Raw genomic sequence first — 16,652 nt, 5'->3', positions numbered from 1 at the left:
ACCGGATGGAAATCCAACGGCAGCAGGGGAAGCCGGACGACCGCGAACGACAGCGGTTTCCGGCGCCGAGCAGCCCAGGCCGTCGGCGGCGGCCACCTGATTGCACTGCCGGTCACGGCCGTGCCACCCTACCGGCTCGCCGCCACCGCGACGTCACTCCGCCACATCCACCCCGTACCGGCGCGCCAGCACCGCGAGATCCGTCGGATAACCCTGGCCCACCGCACGCAACCGCCAGGCGCCGCCACGCAGGTAGACCTCGGCGAGCACCAACGTCCGTTCCTCGGTGGCCGCGTCCATCGTCGCGCGCGCGACAACGCCTGCCTCCGCGCCAGGCATCGCCTCGACCTCGATCGCGCCGACATCACCGAAGGCGGCCTCCGCGTCGTCCAACGCGGCGGCCAGCACGATCCGGCGGCAATATCGCGGCAGCTGATCCAGCCGTATCGCGACGGACTGCTCGTCGGGCCCCTCGGCGACGAGACGCACGCCCCGCGTCTCGGGCTGGTTGTAGAAGACGAAGTCGTCGTCGCCCGCCACCTGCTCGTCACCGTCGACGAGGAACGCGACCAGGTCAACCGCCCCGCTGCCGCTGTAGGCCCACGACGCCCGGATCGTCCAATCGATGCCGAAGTCGTCGATCGGTAGATCGATCACCTGACCACGAATCAGCGCAAGAGGCTCGGCGACCGCGCGACGCGATGCCGGAGACGCGTCGGAAGGCTGCGGCGCCGAGAGCAATTCGGCGCCGTGCACCGGGATGCCGAGTTCGGCGGCCCGTACGCAGCGCCGGTCGGCGTGGCCTCCGGTCAGCGCGAGCACGTCGGTTACCCGCCCGGACATGTTCACCGCCGCGGAGCCGCCGAGCTCGGCGATCCGTGAGCGGGCTGCGGCGGCACCGCCATGCGTTCCACCGAGCACCAGCACCCGGCGTCCAGCCAAGGGGCCACCGGGTGCGACCGGCACACGCGACGGTCGACGACGTGTCGAAGAAGTTCGCGCCACCTGATCGCCCTTGCGCTCACCCGGCTCGACACCCTCCAGCAACAACAGAAATCTGTTCTCGCTGACGATCGGGGTGCCGACCTCGACGGCTTTGCGAGCCTTGCCGCTGGTCGAATTCGGCGCGTTGGTGACGAGCACACTGGTGCGACCGCTCACCGCGCTGGTCACCTCTAGTCCGGCCGCTTCGGCACGGGCGACCAGGGCGTCCCGATCGGTCGCGGTATCGCCGGTGAAGGCCACTTTCATTCCCTGGACGAGAGCGCCACCGGTCTCGAACCGGCCCGGATACGTGTAAGGACACGGTGTTTTCGGGCCCGTCCGCTCGGTCGGCAGACCCCACGCGCTCTGGTAGTTCTCCTTCGGCGGGCAGCGCAGCAGAGGCGGCGTGATGCCGAGCCGCGCCGCATCGGCGATCAGCGCTCTGAGCACACCGGCCAGGACGCGAGTGTCGTCCAACGCGTCGTGCGCTTTCGAACGTGAAATCCCGTAATAGGCCGCGAGCGTGCCGAGTTTGCAATCCGGCGTCGGCGGCGCGACCCGCCGCGCGAGGGCAAGCGTGCACAATCGGCGACCCACCGGCAGATCGGCGCCGGTCCTGCCGAATTCGCTGGCGAGGAACCGGTAGTCGAAGTGCGCGTTGTGCGCGACCATCACCCGGCCGGTCAGCAGGGCCGAAAGAGGTTCGCGCACATGCTCGAATCGCGGTGAGCCGCGCAGGATCTCGGCCGTCAGGCCATGGATGTGCACCGGCCCCGGGTCGCAGCCCGGATCGACCAGCGTATGGAATTCATGGACGACCTGGCCGTCGGCGTCCAGGACCAATGCCGCCACCGAAAGCACCCGATGCTCTTCGGCCCGCAGACCCGAGGTCTCCACGTCGACAACGGTGTAGGCGCCGAAACCCGCCGTTGAAGGCGCTTGGCGCACAATCGCATTCCCTTGCACGGCCAACTCATCGTGACCACGGTCCCGAACGTTGCATTGATCGCACCTCGAATTCCGGATACGCCGCACTCACCATGGACGAGGTCGCCGCACGGGCCGGAACCGACACGAACGCCATCTGCCGACGCCGGCCCCATGGCCGGCCCTCCTGGGCCGCGCGATCGCACGAGGTGAAGCCGTCCCCGAAGCCCTGCATCCGCCGATGCCACCGTGGCCCTGGTCCTGCTCCGCAACGAGTTCGTGGTCCGCGGGGCGCAGCGCTACGGGTTCGCGGCGCCGCAGATCGGCAACTCCAGCAGCGCGCTGGGAGCGCGTTGCGGCACCGAGGTGCCCAGGTAGTACTGAATCCACCCCGGATAGTTGCCCGAGTCCAGACGAAAGACTTGAACATGCACCGCGTGCTGTGTTCCGGTCTCGTTATCACGGAAATGCATCGCGGACCGTTCTCTGCCGTAAACGGCTATTCCTTCTGCCCACATCCGGCGAAAGTCGGCGTACTCGGCGAGTTCGGCGAGCAGATCCGCAGGCCATTCCGATTCCGCCGCCGGTCCGATGAGGCCGCGCAGCCAGCGGACCATCAGACCGGCCTCCCGCTCCCATTCCACGATCACCCGGCGCGACAGCGGGTTGCCGAAAAACCATCGCAGGATGTTCATGTCGTCCACCAGGCCGGGAAACGCGCGCGCAAACGGCCTGTTACAGGCGAGAACATTCCATCGGGTATCGACGAAGCCCGCCAGGCCCGGCTCCTGCGCGACGAGCGCCTGCCGCATGTCCTCGGTGATCTCGGCGCACAACTCGGCTATCGACGGCGACCTGCTGATCGAGAGACCGGCCAACTCGTACAAGTGGCGGCGCTCCGCATCGGTCAGCGCTTTCACGCGTTTCAGATAACCGACCAACGCCTCCACGACGACCATGGTGGGACGGGCGCGCTCGCCGCTTTCCAGGTGCGCGACATAGCTCGCGCTCACTCCGGCCGCGAACGCGAGTTTCTCCCGCGACACCCGGCGTTCGTCACGTAGCCGGCGCAGCATACTCCCGAAGCTGGGCGGCTCGGGGCGGCCACTGTCGATTCTGCCCGATACTCGGTGCGTCACTGATCCACTCCTCTGACAACTGTGTTGAACGACGGGACACATCGAAGGAAAAGGTGATGCCGGCGAGGACGGCGACCGCAATCCCCTCCGGCGTCCGGATCGTTGAAAAGAACAAGCCAGGGCGACATTGCCGCAGCAACCCCCGGGAAGATCCTCTGCGCACCGATGTTAAATGCATTCGATCACGATATGAAACCAACTGGACCGGCATGTTAGACAGATCACACACCGCAAGTGCACTCCGGTAACAGGTTGGCCTACAGTACTTTTCATTCCTCCCGGCGACCGGCGCCGCCGCGACTTCCGTTCCTCGCCGACCGGATCACCACTCGCCGAAGAAATCCTCGCCAGGGCGGACACTGCGCGGTATGTATCCGCAAAAGGGTGCGTCGGGAAGATGGACATACCCGAGCGGATTGCATTAGATCTTGGTCGAGAAATTCCCCGGAACGATCGACGATTTCATTTTCGAGCCGATCGCCGGCGGATCGAACTCCGTCATCACTAGAACAGGAGCATTCCGACTTGTCCGCACACGCTCATCCCACGCCGCGCATCACACTGGCGGCCAGCGGCGACGACGAACGAAGAACGTTCGCGGTGTGCGCCGCCGAAGGCAGGCCGCTGTGGTACGGCCCCCTCGAACCACCGCCGGACGACATGGTGGCGGGCCGGCCCGCCTCCGCCCCGACAACCGCCGCGGCGCGCGGCATCTGGCTCGCGGGCCAGGCGAAGACGCAGGCAGGTCTCGGCCATGCGCTGCTGCGCCTGATCGTCACCGACCGGCAGCTCGACATCAGGGCGCTGCAACGTACCGCCGTGCTCACCGGCCTCGCCCTCGAATTCATCGTCACCAAAGAGAATCCGGCGCGTGGCTGGTGCAGTACCTACGGATGGCTCGAGTGGAGCACCGCTTCGCTGGCCGGTCTCGTAGACCGCCGCTCCGGTTTCGGCGTACGCCCTTACGTGGCGTCGGCCCCTGTTCGCCAGAGTCCGAGGAGGACAGGCCGATGATCGGCGACATCGCATCCACCGACACCGTCCGGCACATCGATGCGGGCGCGACGTTGCGCACCGCGCTGGAAGGGCTGTTGGTCCACGATGGCGGCGAACTCGACGCCCGGCTACGCCACGCCGTCGCCGCCGTCGTACACCTGGCGGTCGACGCCCGCCCTGGACCACCCGACAGCACCGACGAGTTCCTGGGCAGGCTCGACACGGCGTGGCTGCTTGCCGCGTGGGCGGGGCACGATGTCGAACTCTCGCTGATCGCGACCCTCGCCGGAGGGACCGTGCCCGCGCTGTCGTGGTGTGAATTGATGTTCACGACGGCGCTGGCGCCGTGGTCGGCTACCGACTCCGCACGACATGCCCGACAGATCTTCACCGCCGACACTCCGGGTGCCTGACCGCACCGGAAGCCGGCCGCAGTCCCCACCCGTTGCCGAAGTGGTCAGACGTCCAGCTCGAGCCGTCGCGGGTTCGGCCGCCTCGCCCCCTCCGGCGCCTTCCGCAGGTCGGCCGGACAGCGGGCGGCTCAGCCGTTCGCGCTGGACAGCGAAGGCGTCCGCGGCCGAACCCGCTCGCGCGGCGCATCGCCGGGTGCCGTGATCACCGAACCCGCCAGTAGGGTTGACCACGGCGTTGCCAGGCCGGATGCTCTTGGTTGGCCGAACAGCTCGAAACCGGACATTCGAACGATCTTCATCGTCGTAGCGCCGAGTTGTGGCGGCGACGACGCCGGTGCGGACCCGCCCCGGTGTCCGGTACTCGAGGGGAGATTCGCGTGACCTACCGCCTGACCGATATCGATTGCGTGAGTGCCCGTGGGCACTCCGCGCTAGGGGGAACCCTCGCGATACAGGCGGTCTGGCGCTACGACCGTGCGGTGGATCTGGCGGCGCTCGAGCATTTCCACGAGGCGTTGCGGCACGGCAGGCTGGGTAGAGCGGTCGCGCCCGCGATGATCCCCGCCGCCGGGGACCGGTGGACCACCCGAGTCGAATTCAGCCCGCTCGAGGTCGCCGAGGAGCCCATTCCCTCGGGCGATCTGGAGGCCTGGATCGCCGAACAGGGAAATGCCGAGTTGCGTACCTTCGGCGGGCCCGCGTGGCGGTTGGCGGCGACCCACCTCGACAACGGGGAAAGCGTGGTGTCGCTGCTGGTTTCCCACACGCTCGCGGACGGCCACGCGTTCTGCACGGCGGTCACGGACGCCGTCGCGGACAAGCGACTCGACTTGTCCTACCGCACAGATGAATTCGGCCGGATGCGCCTGCTCGCCGGTGATCTCCGCGATGCCGCGCGGCGAGCCAGGTCGTTACCCTCCGCCGCCGGTTTGGCGCTGCGGTTGGCCGTCACCGGGCGCGGCGGCGGGACCGGGACCGCCGGCGACGCGCCGGACTTCCGGCTTCCGACCGTCACCGCGACGGTCCCGGCGCAGCTGTGGCATGCGGCGGCACGGGCCCGAGGCGGAACCGGCACCACCCTGGCGGTGGCGATGATGACCGCCATCGCGACGGAGGTCGGCCGCACCGACGAAGAGGGCCGGGTGCGCATGATGATGCCGGTCAGCACCCGCACCGCCGACGATCTTCGGGCGAACGCTCTGACCTCCATCGCCTTCGAAGTGGACGTGCACGACGGCGCACCGGCCGATCTCGCTCCGCTGCGCGCGGTGATGAAGGAAAAGCTCACCGCGGCCGCGGCCAGCGGGCAGGACGTCCCGCCGCTGATCCCGGTCGCGGTGGCGCTGCCGCGCGGACGGTATGCCCGGCTGGCCCGGCAAGCCGCCACCGACCCCGCCTCCACGGTGTGCTCCAGCCTCGGCAAGCTCGACCCCGAAATCCTGCGCATCGACGGCAGCCCGGCCTCGGCGATGATGATCGGCCTGGTCAATCAGAGCCTCGACGCGCGGAGCGTCGTGACCGAACGCGGCGGCAATCTGTACGTCGCGCTGGTCGAGGCCGCGGAGAAGATCACGATGCGCGTCATGGGGTTCCACCCGCCTGCCCTGCTGGACACCGAGCAGCTCACCGAGCTGGTGCGGTCCGCGCTCGCCGAGTACGAGCTCTCGGCGACCTTCTGGTAGCACCTCGGCTTGTCACCGCCATGTGGCACGATCGCGTAAGTGACCAGCCGACCCGCCGCCACGCAGCACCTGCACGACCTCGCGCGGCTGCGCCGCGTTCGCGACCGCATCGATCGCGAGTACGCGCAGCCGCTGGACGTGGAGGCGCTCGCGCGCGACGCGCACATGTCGGCCGGGCACCTCAGCCGCCAGTTCCGGCTCGCCTACGGCGAGTCGCCGTACTCCTATCTGATGACGCGGCGCATCGAACGAGCGATGTCGCTGCTGCGGCGGGGCGACCTCAGCGTCACCGAGGTGTGCTTCGCGGTCGGCTGCTCGTCGCTGGGCACCTTCAGCACCCGCTTCACCGAGTTGGTCGGTGTGCCGCCGAGCGTCTACCGGCGCGAGGCGGCGCGCGCCACGGCGGGGATACCCTCGTGCGTGTCGAAACAGGTGACCAGACCGATCAGGAATCGAGAAGCACCGGTTACCGAGCCGCAATTAGCCTGACTGCCATGGACATCACCATTCACGCGAGCTTCCTGCCGCACGACGACGCGGACGCGGCCCTCGCCTTCTACCGCGACATCCTCGGCTTCGAGGTCCGCAATGACGTCGGGTACGAAGGGATGCGCTGGCTCACCGTCGGCCCCGCCGGCCAGCCGGAAACATCCATCGTCCTGCATCCGCCGGGCGCAGATCCCGGCATCACCGACGACGAGCGCCGCACCATCACCGAGATGATGGCGAAGGGCACCTATGGCGGCATCCTGCTGGCAACCAAGGATCTGGATGGCGCTTTCGAACGGCTGGCGGCCAACGACGCGGAGATCGTCCAGGAGCCGACCGAGCAGCCGTACGGGGTGCGCGACTGCGCCGTCCGCGATCCCGCGGGCAACCTGATCCGCATCCAGCAGCTGCGCTGACCGCCCGGCGCGAACCGATCGAACCGAGCCCGGCGACGCCGGCCGCGCAGGCGGCCCCGCCCGACAGATGGAGACACGATGAGCACGGCCACGACGACGGACACGCAGTCGCCCGCGCCGCACGCCGCGGACAGCCACGATTTGATCCGCGTGCACGGCGCGCGCGAGAACAACCTCAAGGATGTCAGCATCGAGATTCCGAAGCGAAGGCTGACGGTGTTCACCGGCGTCTCCGGCTCGGGCAAGAGCTCACTGGTGTTCAGCACGATCGCCGCGGAGTCGCAGCGGCTGATCAACGAGACCTACAGCGCGTTCGTCCAGGGCTTCATGCCGACGCTGGCACGGCCCGAGGTCGACGTGCTCGAGGGGCTGACCACCGCGATCATCGTCGATCAGCAACGCATGGGTTCCGACCCGCGCTCCACGGTCGGCACCGCCACCGACGCCAATGCCATGCTGCGCATTCTCTTCAGCAGGCTCGGAAAGCCGCACATCGGCTCGCCCCAGGCTTTCTCCTTCAACGTCGCCTCGATCAGCGGGGCGGGCGCGGTGACGACCGAACGTTCCGGAAGGACCGTGAAGGAGCGCCGCAGCTTCAGCATCACCGGCGGGATGTGCCCGCGCTGCGAGGGCCGGGGCTCGGTGTCCGATATCGATCTCACCCAGCTCTACGACGATTCCAAGTCGCTCGCCGAAGGCGCGTTCACCATCCCGGGCTGGAAGTCGGACAGCTTCTGGACGGTGCGGGTCTACGCGGAGTCGGGTTTCGTCGATCCGAACAAGCCGATCCGCAAGTACACCAAGAGGGAGATGCAGGACTTCCTCTACAAAGAGCCCACCAAGGTGAAGATCGAGGGGGTCAATCTCACTTACGAGGGGCTGATCCCCAAGATCCAGAAGTCGTTCCTGTCCAAGGACCGGGAGGCGATGCAGCCGCACATCCGGGCGTTCGTGGACCGCGCGGTCACCTTCACGACCTGTCCCGAGTGCGACGGCACCCGGCTCACCGAGGCGGCGCGCTCGTCGAAGATCGCGGGCATCAGCATCGCCGACGCCTGCGCGATGCAGATCAGCGACCTCGCCGAATGGGTCGGCGGCCTCAGCGAGCCGTCGGTGGCGCCGCTGCTGGGCGCGCTGCGGCACACTCTCGACTCGTTCGTGGAGATCGGGTTGGGCTACCTCTCGCTGGACCGGCCCTCCGGCACACTGTCGGGCGGTGAGGCCCAGCGCACCAAGATGATCCGCCACCTCGGCTCCTCGCTGACCGACGTCACCTACGTCTTCGACGAGCCGACCATCGGCCTGCATCCCCATGACATCCAGCGGATGAACAACCTGCTGCTGCGGCTGCGGGACAAGGGAAACACGGTGCTCGTCGTGGAGCACAAGCCGGAGACGATCGTGATCGCCGACCATGTCGTCGACCTCGGTCCGGGAGCGGGCACGTCGGGCGGCACCGTCTGCTTCGAGGGCAGCGTCGAGGGGCTACGGGCCAGCGGCACCGTCACCGGCCACCATTTCGACGACCGGGCCGCGCTCAAGGCCACCGTGCGCGAGCCGAGCGGCAAGCTCGAGATCCGCGGCGCGAAAGCGAACAACCTGCGCGATGTCGACGTCGACGTTCCGCTGGGTGTGCTCGTCGCCATCACCGGCGTGGCGGGGTCCGGCAAGAGCTCGCTGGTGCACGGGTCCATCCCCGCGGGCGAAGGCGTGGTCGCGGTGGATCAGGCGCCCATCCGCGGCTCGCGGCGCAGTAATCCGGCGACCTACACCGGATTGCTCGAGCCGATCCGCAAGGCGTTCGCCAAGGCCAACGGGGTGAAGCCCGCGCTGTTCAGCGCCAATTCCGAAGGAGCGTGCCCCACCTGCAACGGCGCGGGCGTCGTCTACACCGACTTGGGGATGATGGCAGGTGTCGCCACCACTTGCGAGGAGTGCGAGGGCAAGCGATACCAGGCGTCGGTGCTGGAATACCACCTCGGCGGCCGCGACATCAGCGAAGTGCTCGCGATGTCGGTGCTCGAGGCCGAGGAGTTCTTCGGCACCGAGGCCGCCCGCACCCCGGCCGCGCACGCCATCCTGAGCAGGCTCGCCGACGTCGGGCTGGGCTATCTCAGCCTCGGTCAGCCGCTCACCACGCTGTCCGGCGGCGAGCGGCAACGGCTCAAGCTGGCCACGCACATGGCCGAGAAGGGCGGCGTCTACGTCCTCGACGAGCCGACCACCGGCCTGCATCTCGCCGATGTCGAGCAGTTGCTCGGCCTGCTCGACCGGCTCGTCGACTCCGGCAAGTCGGTCATCGTCATCGAGCACCACCAAGCGGTCATGGCGCATGCGGACTGGCTCATCGACCTCGGTCCTGGGGCGGGACACGACGGCGGCCGGGTCGTCTTCCAGGGCACTCCCGCCGACCTCGTCGCCGCCCGCTCCACTCTCACCGGCGAACATCTCGCGGCCTACGTCGGCGCCTGACCGGGCGCGCGAGCAGGGTGGCGGCGATCGACGCCGCTACCCTGACCCGAGAACGCGAGCCGTCAAGGCGAGCACGCCCTCCCGATGGCGTTGCGGGGAGGTCATGTCGGTGATCTCCGGACGCATGCTCGCGAAGATCGCCATGGCCAGGAACTCCGCGTCGGCATCCGGGACGACCTGGGCGATCAACTCCGCCAGCAGCGCCCGCCACGGCGCCCAGGTCTCGGACCGACAGCCGTCGGGCAGGGCGCGCGTCAACGGTTGCAACTCGACCACCGTGAGGTCGAACACCGTGGCGACGAAGGTCTGTATCCGCTCGTCCACCGGCACGGCGGGATCCGCGGCGAGGTCGCGGACGGCCGCCCAAGCCCGGCCGGTCCGGTCGTCGAACAGCGCGCGAATCAGCCCTTCGCGGTCGGTGAATCGGCGGAACAGCGTGCCCTTCCCGACTCCGGCGGCTGCCGCGATCTCGTCCATGCAGACGTTGTCGCGCTGCTCATCGCAGATCAGACGCCCGGCTACGGCGAGAATCGCGACCCGGTTGCGTTCGGCGTCGGCGCGCATCGCTGACCTCCAGTTGACATAAGCGGACCCACAGTCCGTATCATAGCGACACACTAAACGGACCGATAGTCCGTATCCGGAAAGGTGGATCCCATGCGCGCAGTTCGCTATCACGAGTACGGCGGCCCGGAAGTGCTGCGAGTCGAGGAGGTCGACGATCCCACGCCGGGCGAGGGCGAGCTGCTCGTCCGGGCCACGGCCACCGGAGTCAACTACTTCGAGGTGCAGGTGCGCGCCGGGGTGACCCCGGATCCGCTCGGCCTGCCGCTGCCGCACACGCCCGGCATCGAAGTAGCCGGGACGGTGGCCGCGGTCGGTCCCGGCGTCGAGACCCGCCGCATCGGCGAAAGAGTGGTCGGCACGGTCGCCTCCGGCAGTTACGCGGAGCTGGTGCGCATTCCGGCAGCGGCGGCCGTACCGCTCGACGATCGCCTCGGCGAGCATCAAGCCCTCGCGCTGCTCGGCCAGGGCGCGACGGCCGTGGGATTGATCGAAGCCGCGGAGATCGGGCCCGAGGACACGGTTCTGGTGGAGGCGGCAGGCGGAGGAATCGGAACCCTGTTGATCCAGTTGGCCAAACGAGCCGGAGCCCGGGTCGTCGCCGGTGCGAGCGGGGCCGCGAAGCGGCAGCTGGCCGCCGACCTCGGCGCCGATGCCACCGTGGACTACACGCGACCGGGATGGACCGAGGAGGCCGGTCCGGTGTCGGTCGTGCTCGAGACCGTCGGCGGACAGACGGCTCGGGAGGCTTACAGCCTGCTCACGAAACCGCGCGCCCGCATGGTGGTCTTCGGCTCGGCCAGCGGCGTCGCGGTCGAGATCAGCTCGGAGCAACTCCTACCGGTCGGCGCCTCGCTGATTCCCTTCAGCCTCGGATATCGCCCGCAACGGTGGCCGGAGCTGGCCCGCCGAGCCGAGGACCTCACGGTGCGCGGTGAACTCACCCCCGTCATCGGCACGGTGCTGCCCCTGGCCGAAGCGGCGACCGCCCATCGGGCGTTCGAAGACCGCACGGCCATCGGGAAGACCATCCTCACCCCCTGACCGCGCATCGGAAACGTGCGGCCATCGAGCTCGTACGGCTCACGGCAAGGTACGCCGACCGGCCGACGGGCGACAGCATCCGCACCGGTGGCGATGCCGCCGGTGCGAAATGCCGTCGCGGTGCCCCCGACCTTCCCGCGCGGCGCGTCAATCCCAGCTGTCGATCTTGACGTCGTGGGGATGCGGAGCGCCCTTCTCAGTTTCGATCAGCGATTTCAGGCTCAGCAGGTAGACCGCCCACTTGGTGCTGCAGTGGTGCATGAAGTCCACCGGCTCCTTCCACCCCCGGTGCGCGAAGAGCACGGTGGTGTAGTCGCCCGCCTGCTCGAGGCTCCAGTCCACCTGGGTCCCGATCCACTCGTCAGGCCCGCCGACCACCTCCCACAGCACTCGCTTTCCCGGGTCGAGCTCGCGCACCCGCATGTCGAATCCACCTGCCGCGAAGCGGAATTCGAGCAAGCCGCCGAGCTCGCCGCCGTCCCCCTCGGTATCGGCCGTCCACCACCCGGCGAGCCCCTCGGTGGTGGTCAAGGCGGCGTAGACCTCGTCCACCGGCGACTTGATGCCCACTTTGTGCAGAATGTCCATCATTTCGATTCCTCTTTCCATTGTTCTCGTAACCGCGTGATCTCACTGCTGGTCTTGTCTGCGCTGAATCGCCTCCGCGATGCGCTTGATACGCCGGAGCCTGGCGTCCCACGCCGCCCCGACCGCGGACAACTGAGCGACCGCGCGCGCGAGTTGCGCCTCGTCCACCCGGTACCGCCGCTCCCGCCCGGCGGGCGTGCCGTGCACCAAACCGACGCGGTCGAGCACGACGAGATGTTTGGCGACCGCCTGCCGCGTGACGGGCAGCCGCTCACTGAGGCTGGTGGCCGTACCGTTCCCCTCCGCGAGGAGCAGATCGAGCATCCGCCTGCGCATCGGGTCCCCGATGGCGGACCACAGGTCGTCGTCGACTGCGGCGGTCACGGCGTCGACACCAGCCGCACGATGTACTCCCCGAGGCGGGGGACGAAGGTGTCCCATCCCACGCTGTGGTCGCGGTACTGCTCCTCGAGTTTCGCCACCTCCCAACCCATTTCCCGGAACCCCGTCTCGGTGAGTCGGATCCTGGTGCCCGCGCCCGACGGGGTGAGTTCGAAAGTGACCAGCAGCGAGCCGGCGGAATCGTCGATCGCGCCGCCCGGATAGCACCAGCGGAACGAGAACAATCGCGGCGGCTCGGCACGCACCACCCTGATCGGGACGACATCGACGCGGTCGCCCCAGACGAGTTCGCCGACCGCACCGGGCGCCGTATCGAACTCGGCTTCGTCGCTCCACCATTCCGAGATGTGCTCCGGGCTGCTGACGACCTCGAAGACCACCTCGGGCGAGGCGTCGACGTGTATCTCGCGTTCGATGCTGCCGTACTCCATATCCACGACCTCCATATGCAACGTTTGGTTGCGCTTGACGTTAGTCGACCACCGGGCATAGCGCAACCATAGGTTGCGTATGCGCCGCCGTCGCCGATGCCGGACCTCGCCGCCGCACACCTCGCGCCGACCGACGCCATGGCGGTATCCCCTGCCCGGCAATGGCTTCAGCAACTGAGACATGCCGCGCCCACCCGCCGATTCGGCGCATCAGCAACTTTTTAGCAATCTCGCATCGCTACGATAGCCGCGTGCTGCGCGGAGTGCGGACGAATCGGCGATCAGAAGATCCGGCGACAACAAATCGTCGCGACCGCGGGCGCCGCCGAGCTGCCATGCGGGAGCCGGGATCGACACATCGCCCGGTCAACCCGTAGCCGCCACGCTCACGGCGATCACTGTCACCGCCCGCACCGACGATCGTCTTCATCGGCGTCCCTTTCGGATTCCCGGCAACTGGCAGTCGGCGTCTCGAGAATTCCTTTGCAACACCGGTTCTCGTGGCAGGTGTCGGCTCAACGACCTCTCGCCGAGCCCTGGGTCTCGCCGACACCGCGGCAGTCCGCTGTGCGTCCACGTTTGTGTGCGCGGTGATCGGTAATGTCGGACGAGTGAGTAGCTGGGTGCGCCGGAAGTTTCACGGCATCGGACGAATCGATCGAGCGATCGGCGGCGCGGTCGCCGAACTGCCTGCCTCGGTGGTCGACCACGGATTGCTGCGGCTCACCGGCAGCGCGAATTTCAGCGGACTCTGGCTGGTTCTCGCGACGCTGCTCGCCTCCCGCCAAGGCGCGCCGCGGCGGGCCGCGCTGCGCGGCGTCGTCTCCGTCGCCGGAGCCAGTCTCGTCGTCAACGTGGGCCTCAAATCGCTGATCGCCCGGCGCAGGCCTGCCGCCGAACTCCTGCCGGTGCACCGGCGACTCGTTCCGACTCCGCGCTCCTCCTCCTTCCCCTCGGGACACAGCGCTTGCGCCGCGGCATTCGCCACCGCTGTCGCTCTGGAAAGTCCCCGTACCGCACTGGCTGTCGCCCCGCTGGCCGCCACCGTCGCCTACTCTCGGGTGCACACCGGTGTGCACTGGAGTTCCGATGTGCTCGTCGGAGCGGCCGTGGGTTCCGGTGTCGCCCTGGCCACGCGACGCTGGTGGCCGGTACGCGAATCCGATGAGGCGCAGGCCCGCCCGGTTCGCGAAGTGCCCGCGCTGGTGGAGGGCAAAGGCCTGGTGGTCATGGTGAATCCGGTGTCCGGTGACCCGAATTACGATCCCACCGACGACGTGGTCGCGGCCCTGCCCGCCGCCACCGTGCTGCGCACGCAGCCCGATCTGGACTGTGCCGACCAGCTCGAGCGGGCCATCGCCGAGCACGGTGAACCGGTGCTTGCGGTCGGCGTCGCCGGTGGTGACGGCACGGTGGCCGCGGTGGCCGCGGTCGCGTTGCGCCACGAGCTGCCGCTGGTCGTCATCCCCACCGGCACGCTCAACCACTTCGCCCGCGATCTCGGCGTCTACGACCTGCGCGAAGTAATCGATGCCACCGGTGCCGGCGAGGCGGTGGCGGTGGACATCGCCGGCGTCGAATGCGAGGACGACACCGGTTCCCGCACCCGGCATCTGATCAACACCGCCAGCCTCGGCGCCTATCCGGACCTGGTGCAGCTGCGCGAGAAGTGGCAGTCACGCTGGGGCAAATGGCCCGCCTTCGCCGCCGCGCTCGTGGTGACCCTGCGCCGGGCCGAGCCGATCGAGATCTGCCTGGACGGACGCTGGCAGCGGGTGTGGTTCCTGTTCGTCGGCAACGGTCCCTACCACCCGCACGGCGCGGTGCCCGCCTTCCGTGACCGGCTCGACGCCGGACTACTCGATATCCGCTGGCTGCGCTCCGATCTGCGCTGGTCGCGCACCCGCGCCGTACTCGCGCTGTTGCTGGCGGCGATCGGCCACAGCAAGGTCTACGGCGAACGCCAGTTGCCCGAACTCTTCGTGCAGCTACCCACGCCGGAGGCGCTGGCGACCGATGGCGAGGTGGTCGGCAAGGCCACCCGACTGCACTTCCGCATCGCCGGGCAACTCGCGGTCTACCGCCGTGACGAATCCAATCCGCTCTGGGCCGACCGCAGCCGCCCGCATCACCGCCGAGCTCCCTGGCTGCGGGACGTCTTCCGAGCCGAGCTACCGTTTCAGCGGCGAGCGGGCGAAGACTGAGCGCGCGCTACTTCATCAAGCGCAGCAACCCGAGGTTCGGCTCGAGCGCGCCGTCCTGTCCCAGCGCCAGGAAGTCCGCCTCGACCGCCTCGCGCTCCAGCACCCCGGCCCGCACCGCGTGGTAACGCACCACCGACCAGAGGAAGACATCGAGGTCGTCGAAACGAGTGCCCTCCTCGACCACTTCCTCCTCGTGGAACCAGATCGCGACCTGCCCGTTGCTGAGCACCACGTACAGGTTGCCGCCGCCGTCCGCGCCGATCGAGTACACGTCGCCGTCGGTGAGCTCGGTCTCGTAGTCGGAATCCAGTATGCCGCAGTTATTTCCGGCGAAGTCGAAACCGTAGGACCCAGTCGTGGACATCCAGGAACCGCGGCATCCGCCCGGACCGCACCCGGCGATCGAAAGCCGCCAGCGCCGCCGCGGACGCGGGCGCCAGCCGTTCGAGGAAGGGCGCCACCGGCCGGGTCGCTTCCGGCACGGTGACCGGCGGCCGATCGGCGAACCATCTGGCCAGGTCGGCGTCGAGGTCGCGCTCGACGTATCCGGCCAAGTCGTCACGAGTAAGTGTCACCGCCGAATCGTAAGCGTCGTCAATGACATTCACTGAACACCGGATCGTCCAGCCCATCGCCGACAGCTTGCGAAATCATCGCTACCGCGCTGCCTCGGGGCTGATCGCCGGGCGGCGATAAGCTCTTGCAGCTATGGCACTCAGCGCGACATTGCACAACTTCGCCGTCCAGTTGGCCGACATCGATCGGGGCGTCTACCAGGAGCTGGAGTTGCGGGTGGCGCGGCACCCGTCCGAATCCGCGGAGTTCATGCTGACCCGAGTGCTCGCCTATTGCCTCGAATACGAGCAGGGCATCGCCTTCAGTGACGGTGGGGTCTCCTCCACCGACGAGCCAGCGGTGCTGGTGCGCGACCTCACCGGCCGCCTCACCGCCTGGATCGAAGTCGGCGCTCCGGACGCGGAGCGGGTGCACCGAGGCAGCAAACTCGCCGACCGGGTCGCCGTCTACACTCACCGCGACCCGGCCAAGGTGCTGGCGCAACTCCCCGGCAAGCGCATCCATCGCGCCGAAGCGATACCGCTCTACAGCTTCGATCGCGACTTCATCGATTCCGCCGTCGCCGCGACCGAACGCCGCAACACCGTGACCGTGTCCGTCACCGAGCGCCTGCTGTACCTGGACCTCAACGGCACCGCGTTGAGCGCACCGATCCACGAGCACCGGCTCACCTAGTTCTCGGATCCGTTCCTAGGTGCCACTCATCGGATCCGGCGTTCGCACTCCTCGAATTCGGCTCCGGTTCGAAGGCAGTCGTAGAGTCCGCTCTGCACGTCGCCATTGGTGGGCGGCTCGCCGCAGAGAACACCGCATCGCTGGTAGTTCGGGACGGCGCTGCCGTCGGGCCAGTGGCAGGCATCGCCGTCGCAGGTGTAGCCGCGCGTATTCGGGTCGCGAGGGATCGGATTCCGGCTGAAGGACCACACGAACGCGTCGGTGTTCTGTACCTGCGTGCAGTAGACGGTCCGGCCGTCGGCGAGGCGGCCCACCGCACCGGAATCCTGGCAGTAGTCGTTCAAGGTGACCGTGACACCGCCGTCGGACGGCAGCGGCGCGGCCGCGGAGGTCACGAACATCGCGGCCAGAAACGTCCCCGCGCCGACAACACCCGTCAGCGCCCGACGCGCCGCCTTACGCTCGCCCGGTCGAGGCATGCTTCCCTCCCTTGCTCCAGGTCCAGCGGACTATACGCCCGGCGTCCACGAGTGGCACACCATTGAGACGTCCTCGCGTACCTCGCCGCAGCCGTGTGCGACTCGCGGGGGGTTCAAGCGGGGGCGGCGGCGAAGGGCGGGTAGTTGTCGGCGGCCCGTTCGCTCGGCGGC

Annotated in this window: 18 protein-coding genes; 9 read left to right on the top strand and 9 right to left on the bottom strand. The window is 68.4% G+C overall.

Annotated elements, in window-relative coordinates:
• Positions 1–153: 153 nt before the first annotated feature.
• Together ACWESM_RS31680 and ACWESM_RS31675 are read right to left on the bottom strand one after the other, a co-directional pair.
• Entirely contained in the window at positions 154–1,932 is a 1,779-nt protein-coding gene (locus ACWESM_RS31680; protein WP_452494893.1) for a TerD family protein, read from the bottom strand.
• A gap of 278 nt (positions 1,933–2,210) precedes the next feature.
• Entirely contained in the window at positions 2,211–2,987 is a 777-nt protein-coding gene (locus tag ACWESM_RS31675) for a helix-turn-helix transcriptional regulator (protein WP_397281812.1), read from the bottom strand.
• A 588-nt stretch (positions 2,988–3,575) separates the two neighbouring features.
• On the opposite strand from ACWESM_RS31675, the gene ACWESM_RS31670 reads away from it, so the two are divergent.
• From ACWESM_RS31670 to ACWESM_RS31645, 6 genes are all read left to right on the top strand, one after another.
• Entirely contained in the window at positions 3,576–4,064 is a 489-nt protein-coding gene (locus tag ACWESM_RS31670; protein ID WP_452494891.1) for a hypothetical protein, read from the top strand.
• Positions 4,061–4,459: a hypothetical protein gene (locus ACWESM_RS31665; protein WP_356968539.1), complete on the top strand. Its 399-nt coding sequence runs from the start codon at positions 4,061–4,063 to the stop codon at positions 4,457–4,459. Before ACWESM_RS31670 ends, ACWESM_RS31665 begins: the two co-directional genes overlap by 4 nt.
• Positions 4,460–4,836: 377 nt before the next feature.
• Positions 4,837–6,141: a hypothetical protein gene (locus ACWESM_RS31660; RefSeq protein WP_452494890.1), complete on the top strand. Its 1,305-nt coding sequence runs from the start codon at positions 4,837–4,839 to the stop codon at positions 6,139–6,141.
• A 39-nt stretch (positions 6,142–6,180) separates the two neighbouring features.
• On the top strand, positions 6,181–6,630 hold the full coding sequence (locus ACWESM_RS31655) for a helix-turn-helix transcriptional regulator (protein WP_355078458.1): 450 nt from the start codon (positions 6,181–6,183) through the stop codon (positions 6,628–6,630).
• A 5-nt stretch (positions 6,631–6,635) separates the two neighbouring features.
• The gene (locus ACWESM_RS31650) at positions 6,636–7,046 is read left to right on the top strand and encodes a VOC family protein (protein WP_355078459.1); all 411 of its coding nucleotides are present in this window, start codon (positions 6,636–6,638) and stop codon (positions 7,044–7,046) included.
• Positions 7,047–7,124: 78 nt separating this feature from the next.
• The gene (locus tag ACWESM_RS31645; protein ID WP_452494888.1) at positions 7,125–9,518 is read left to right on the top strand and encodes an ATP-binding cassette domain-containing protein; all 2,394 of its coding nucleotides are present in this window, start codon (positions 7,125–7,127) and stop codon (positions 9,516–9,518) included.
• A 36-nt stretch (positions 9,519–9,554) separates the two neighbouring features.
• On the opposite strand, the gene ACWESM_RS31640 is transcribed toward ACWESM_RS31645, so the two are convergent.
• Positions 9,555–10,082 carry a TetR/AcrR family transcriptional regulator gene (locus ACWESM_RS31640; protein WP_364436573.1) on the bottom strand — a complete coding sequence of 176 codons (528 nt, stop codon included), beginning with the start codon at positions 10,080–10,082 and terminating at the stop codon, positions 9,555–9,557.
• A gap of 93 nt (positions 10,083–10,175) precedes the next feature.
• Between ACWESM_RS31640 and ACWESM_RS31635 the strand changes: the two genes are divergently transcribed.
• Positions 10,176–11,126, top strand: coding sequence for a quinone oxidoreductase family protein (locus ACWESM_RS31635; RefSeq protein ID WP_355078462.1), 951 nt, complete (start codon positions 10,176–10,178; stop codon positions 11,124–11,126).
• 147 nt (positions 11,127–11,273) lie between these two features.
• On the opposite strand, the gene ACWESM_RS31630 is transcribed toward ACWESM_RS31635, so the two are convergent.
• From ACWESM_RS31630 to ACWESM_RS31620, 3 genes are read right to left on the bottom strand one after another with little or no spacing between them, the layout of a single operon-like run.
• The gene (locus tag ACWESM_RS31630; protein WP_452494885.1) at positions 11,274–11,717 is read right to left on the bottom strand and encodes an SRPBCC family protein; all 444 of its coding nucleotides are present in this window, start codon (positions 11,715–11,717) and stop codon (positions 11,274–11,276) included.
• Positions 11,718–11,756: 39 nt separating this feature from the next.
• Positions 11,757–12,098, bottom strand: a complete 342-nt coding sequence (locus ACWESM_RS31625; protein ID WP_356968549.1) for an ArsR/SmtB family transcription factor — start codon at positions 12,096–12,098, stop codon at positions 11,757–11,759.
• The gene (locus tag ACWESM_RS31620) at positions 12,095–12,562 is read right to left on the bottom strand and encodes an SRPBCC family protein (RefSeq protein ID WP_452494883.1); all 468 of its coding nucleotides are present in this window, start codon (positions 12,560–12,562) and stop codon (positions 12,095–12,097) included. The genes ACWESM_RS31625 and ACWESM_RS31620 overlap by 4 nt, the downstream gene beginning before the upstream one ends.
• Before the next feature lie 596 nt (positions 12,563–13,158).
• Here ACWESM_RS31620 and ACWESM_RS31615 point away from each other — a divergent pair.
• Entirely contained in the window at positions 13,159–14,751 is a 1,593-nt protein-coding gene (locus tag ACWESM_RS31615; RefSeq protein WP_452494881.1) for a phosphatase PAP2 family protein, read from the top strand.
• 7 nt (positions 14,752–14,758) lie between these two features.
• Here the strand turns inward: ACWESM_RS31615 and ACWESM_RS31610 are convergent, their stop codons facing one another.
• Together ACWESM_RS31610 and ACWESM_RS31605 are read right to left on the bottom strand one after the other, a co-directional pair.
• Entirely contained in the window at positions 14,759–15,115 is a 357-nt protein-coding gene (locus tag ACWESM_RS31610; protein WP_452494879.1) for a hypothetical protein, read from the bottom strand.
• On the bottom strand, positions 15,072–15,326 hold the full coding sequence (locus ACWESM_RS31605) for a hypothetical protein (RefSeq protein ID WP_452494877.1): 255 nt from the start codon (positions 15,324–15,326) through the stop codon (positions 15,072–15,074). Before ACWESM_RS31605 ends, ACWESM_RS31610 begins: the two co-directional genes overlap by 44 nt.
• A gap of 133 nt (positions 15,327–15,459) precedes the next feature.
• Here ACWESM_RS31605 and ACWESM_RS31600 point away from each other — a divergent pair, with 133 nt between their 5' ends.
• Complete coding sequence (locus ACWESM_RS31600) at positions 15,460–16,002, top strand: YaeQ family protein (RefSeq protein ID WP_452494875.1); 543 nt, start codon at positions 15,460–15,462, stop codon at positions 16,000–16,002.
• Positions 16,003–16,028: 26 nt separating this feature from the next.
• On the opposite strand, the gene ACWESM_RS31595 is transcribed toward ACWESM_RS31600, so the two are convergent.
• The gene (locus ACWESM_RS31595; protein WP_364436589.1) at positions 16,029–16,481 is read right to left on the bottom strand and encodes a hypothetical protein; all 453 of its coding nucleotides are present in this window, start codon (positions 16,479–16,481) and stop codon (positions 16,029–16,031) included.
• Positions 16,482–16,652 lie beyond the last annotated feature (171 nt).

It is taken from the genome of Nocardia sp. NPDC003999 (assembly GCF_053604885.1).
The sequence above is the reverse complement of the archived record's forward strand: the minus strand, read 5'-3'. Positions and strand labels throughout refer to the sequence as shown.

Coding starts and splice junctions, on each gene's coding strand:
- ACWESM_RS31675 (WP_397281812.1), bottom strand. CDS start 2,987: ATGCTGCGCCGGCTACGTGACGAACGCCGGGTGTCGCGGGAGAAACTC.
- ACWESM_RS31665 (WP_356968539.1), top strand. CDS start 4,061: ATGATCGGCGACATCGCATCCACCGACACCGTCCGGCACATCGATGCG.
- ACWESM_RS31650 (WP_355078459.1), top strand. CDS start 6,636: ATGGACATCACCATTCACGCGAGCTTCCTGCCGCACGACGACGCGGAC.
- ACWESM_RS31645 (WP_452494888.1), top strand. CDS start 7,125: ATGAGCACGGCCACGACGACGGACACGCAGTCGCCCGCGCCGCACGCC.
- ACWESM_RS31640 (WP_364436573.1), bottom strand. CDS start 10,082: ATGCGCGCCGACGCCGAACGCAACCGGGTCGCGATTCTCGCCGTAGCC.
- ACWESM_RS31635 (WP_355078462.1), top strand. CDS start 10,176: ATGCGCGCAGTTCGCTATCACGAGTACGGCGGCCCGGAAGTGCTGCGA.
- ACWESM_RS31630 (WP_452494885.1), bottom strand. CDS start 11,717: ATGATGGACATTCTGCACAAAGTGGGCATCAAGTCGCCGGTGGACGAG.
- ACWESM_RS31620 (WP_452494883.1), bottom strand. CDS start 12,562: ATGGAGGTCGTGGATATGGAGTACGGCAGCATCGAACGCGAGATACAC.
- ACWESM_RS31610 (WP_452494879.1), bottom strand. CDS start 15,115: ATGTCCACGACTGGGTCCTACGGTTTCGACTTCGCCGGAAATAACTGC.
- ACWESM_RS31600 (WP_452494875.1), top strand. CDS start 15,460: ATGGCACTCAGCGCGACATTGCACAACTTCGCCGTCCAGTTGGCCGAC.
- ACWESM_RS31595 (WP_364436589.1), bottom strand. CDS start 16,481: ATGCCTCGACCGGGCGAGCGTAAGGCGGCGCGTCGGGCGCTGACGGGT.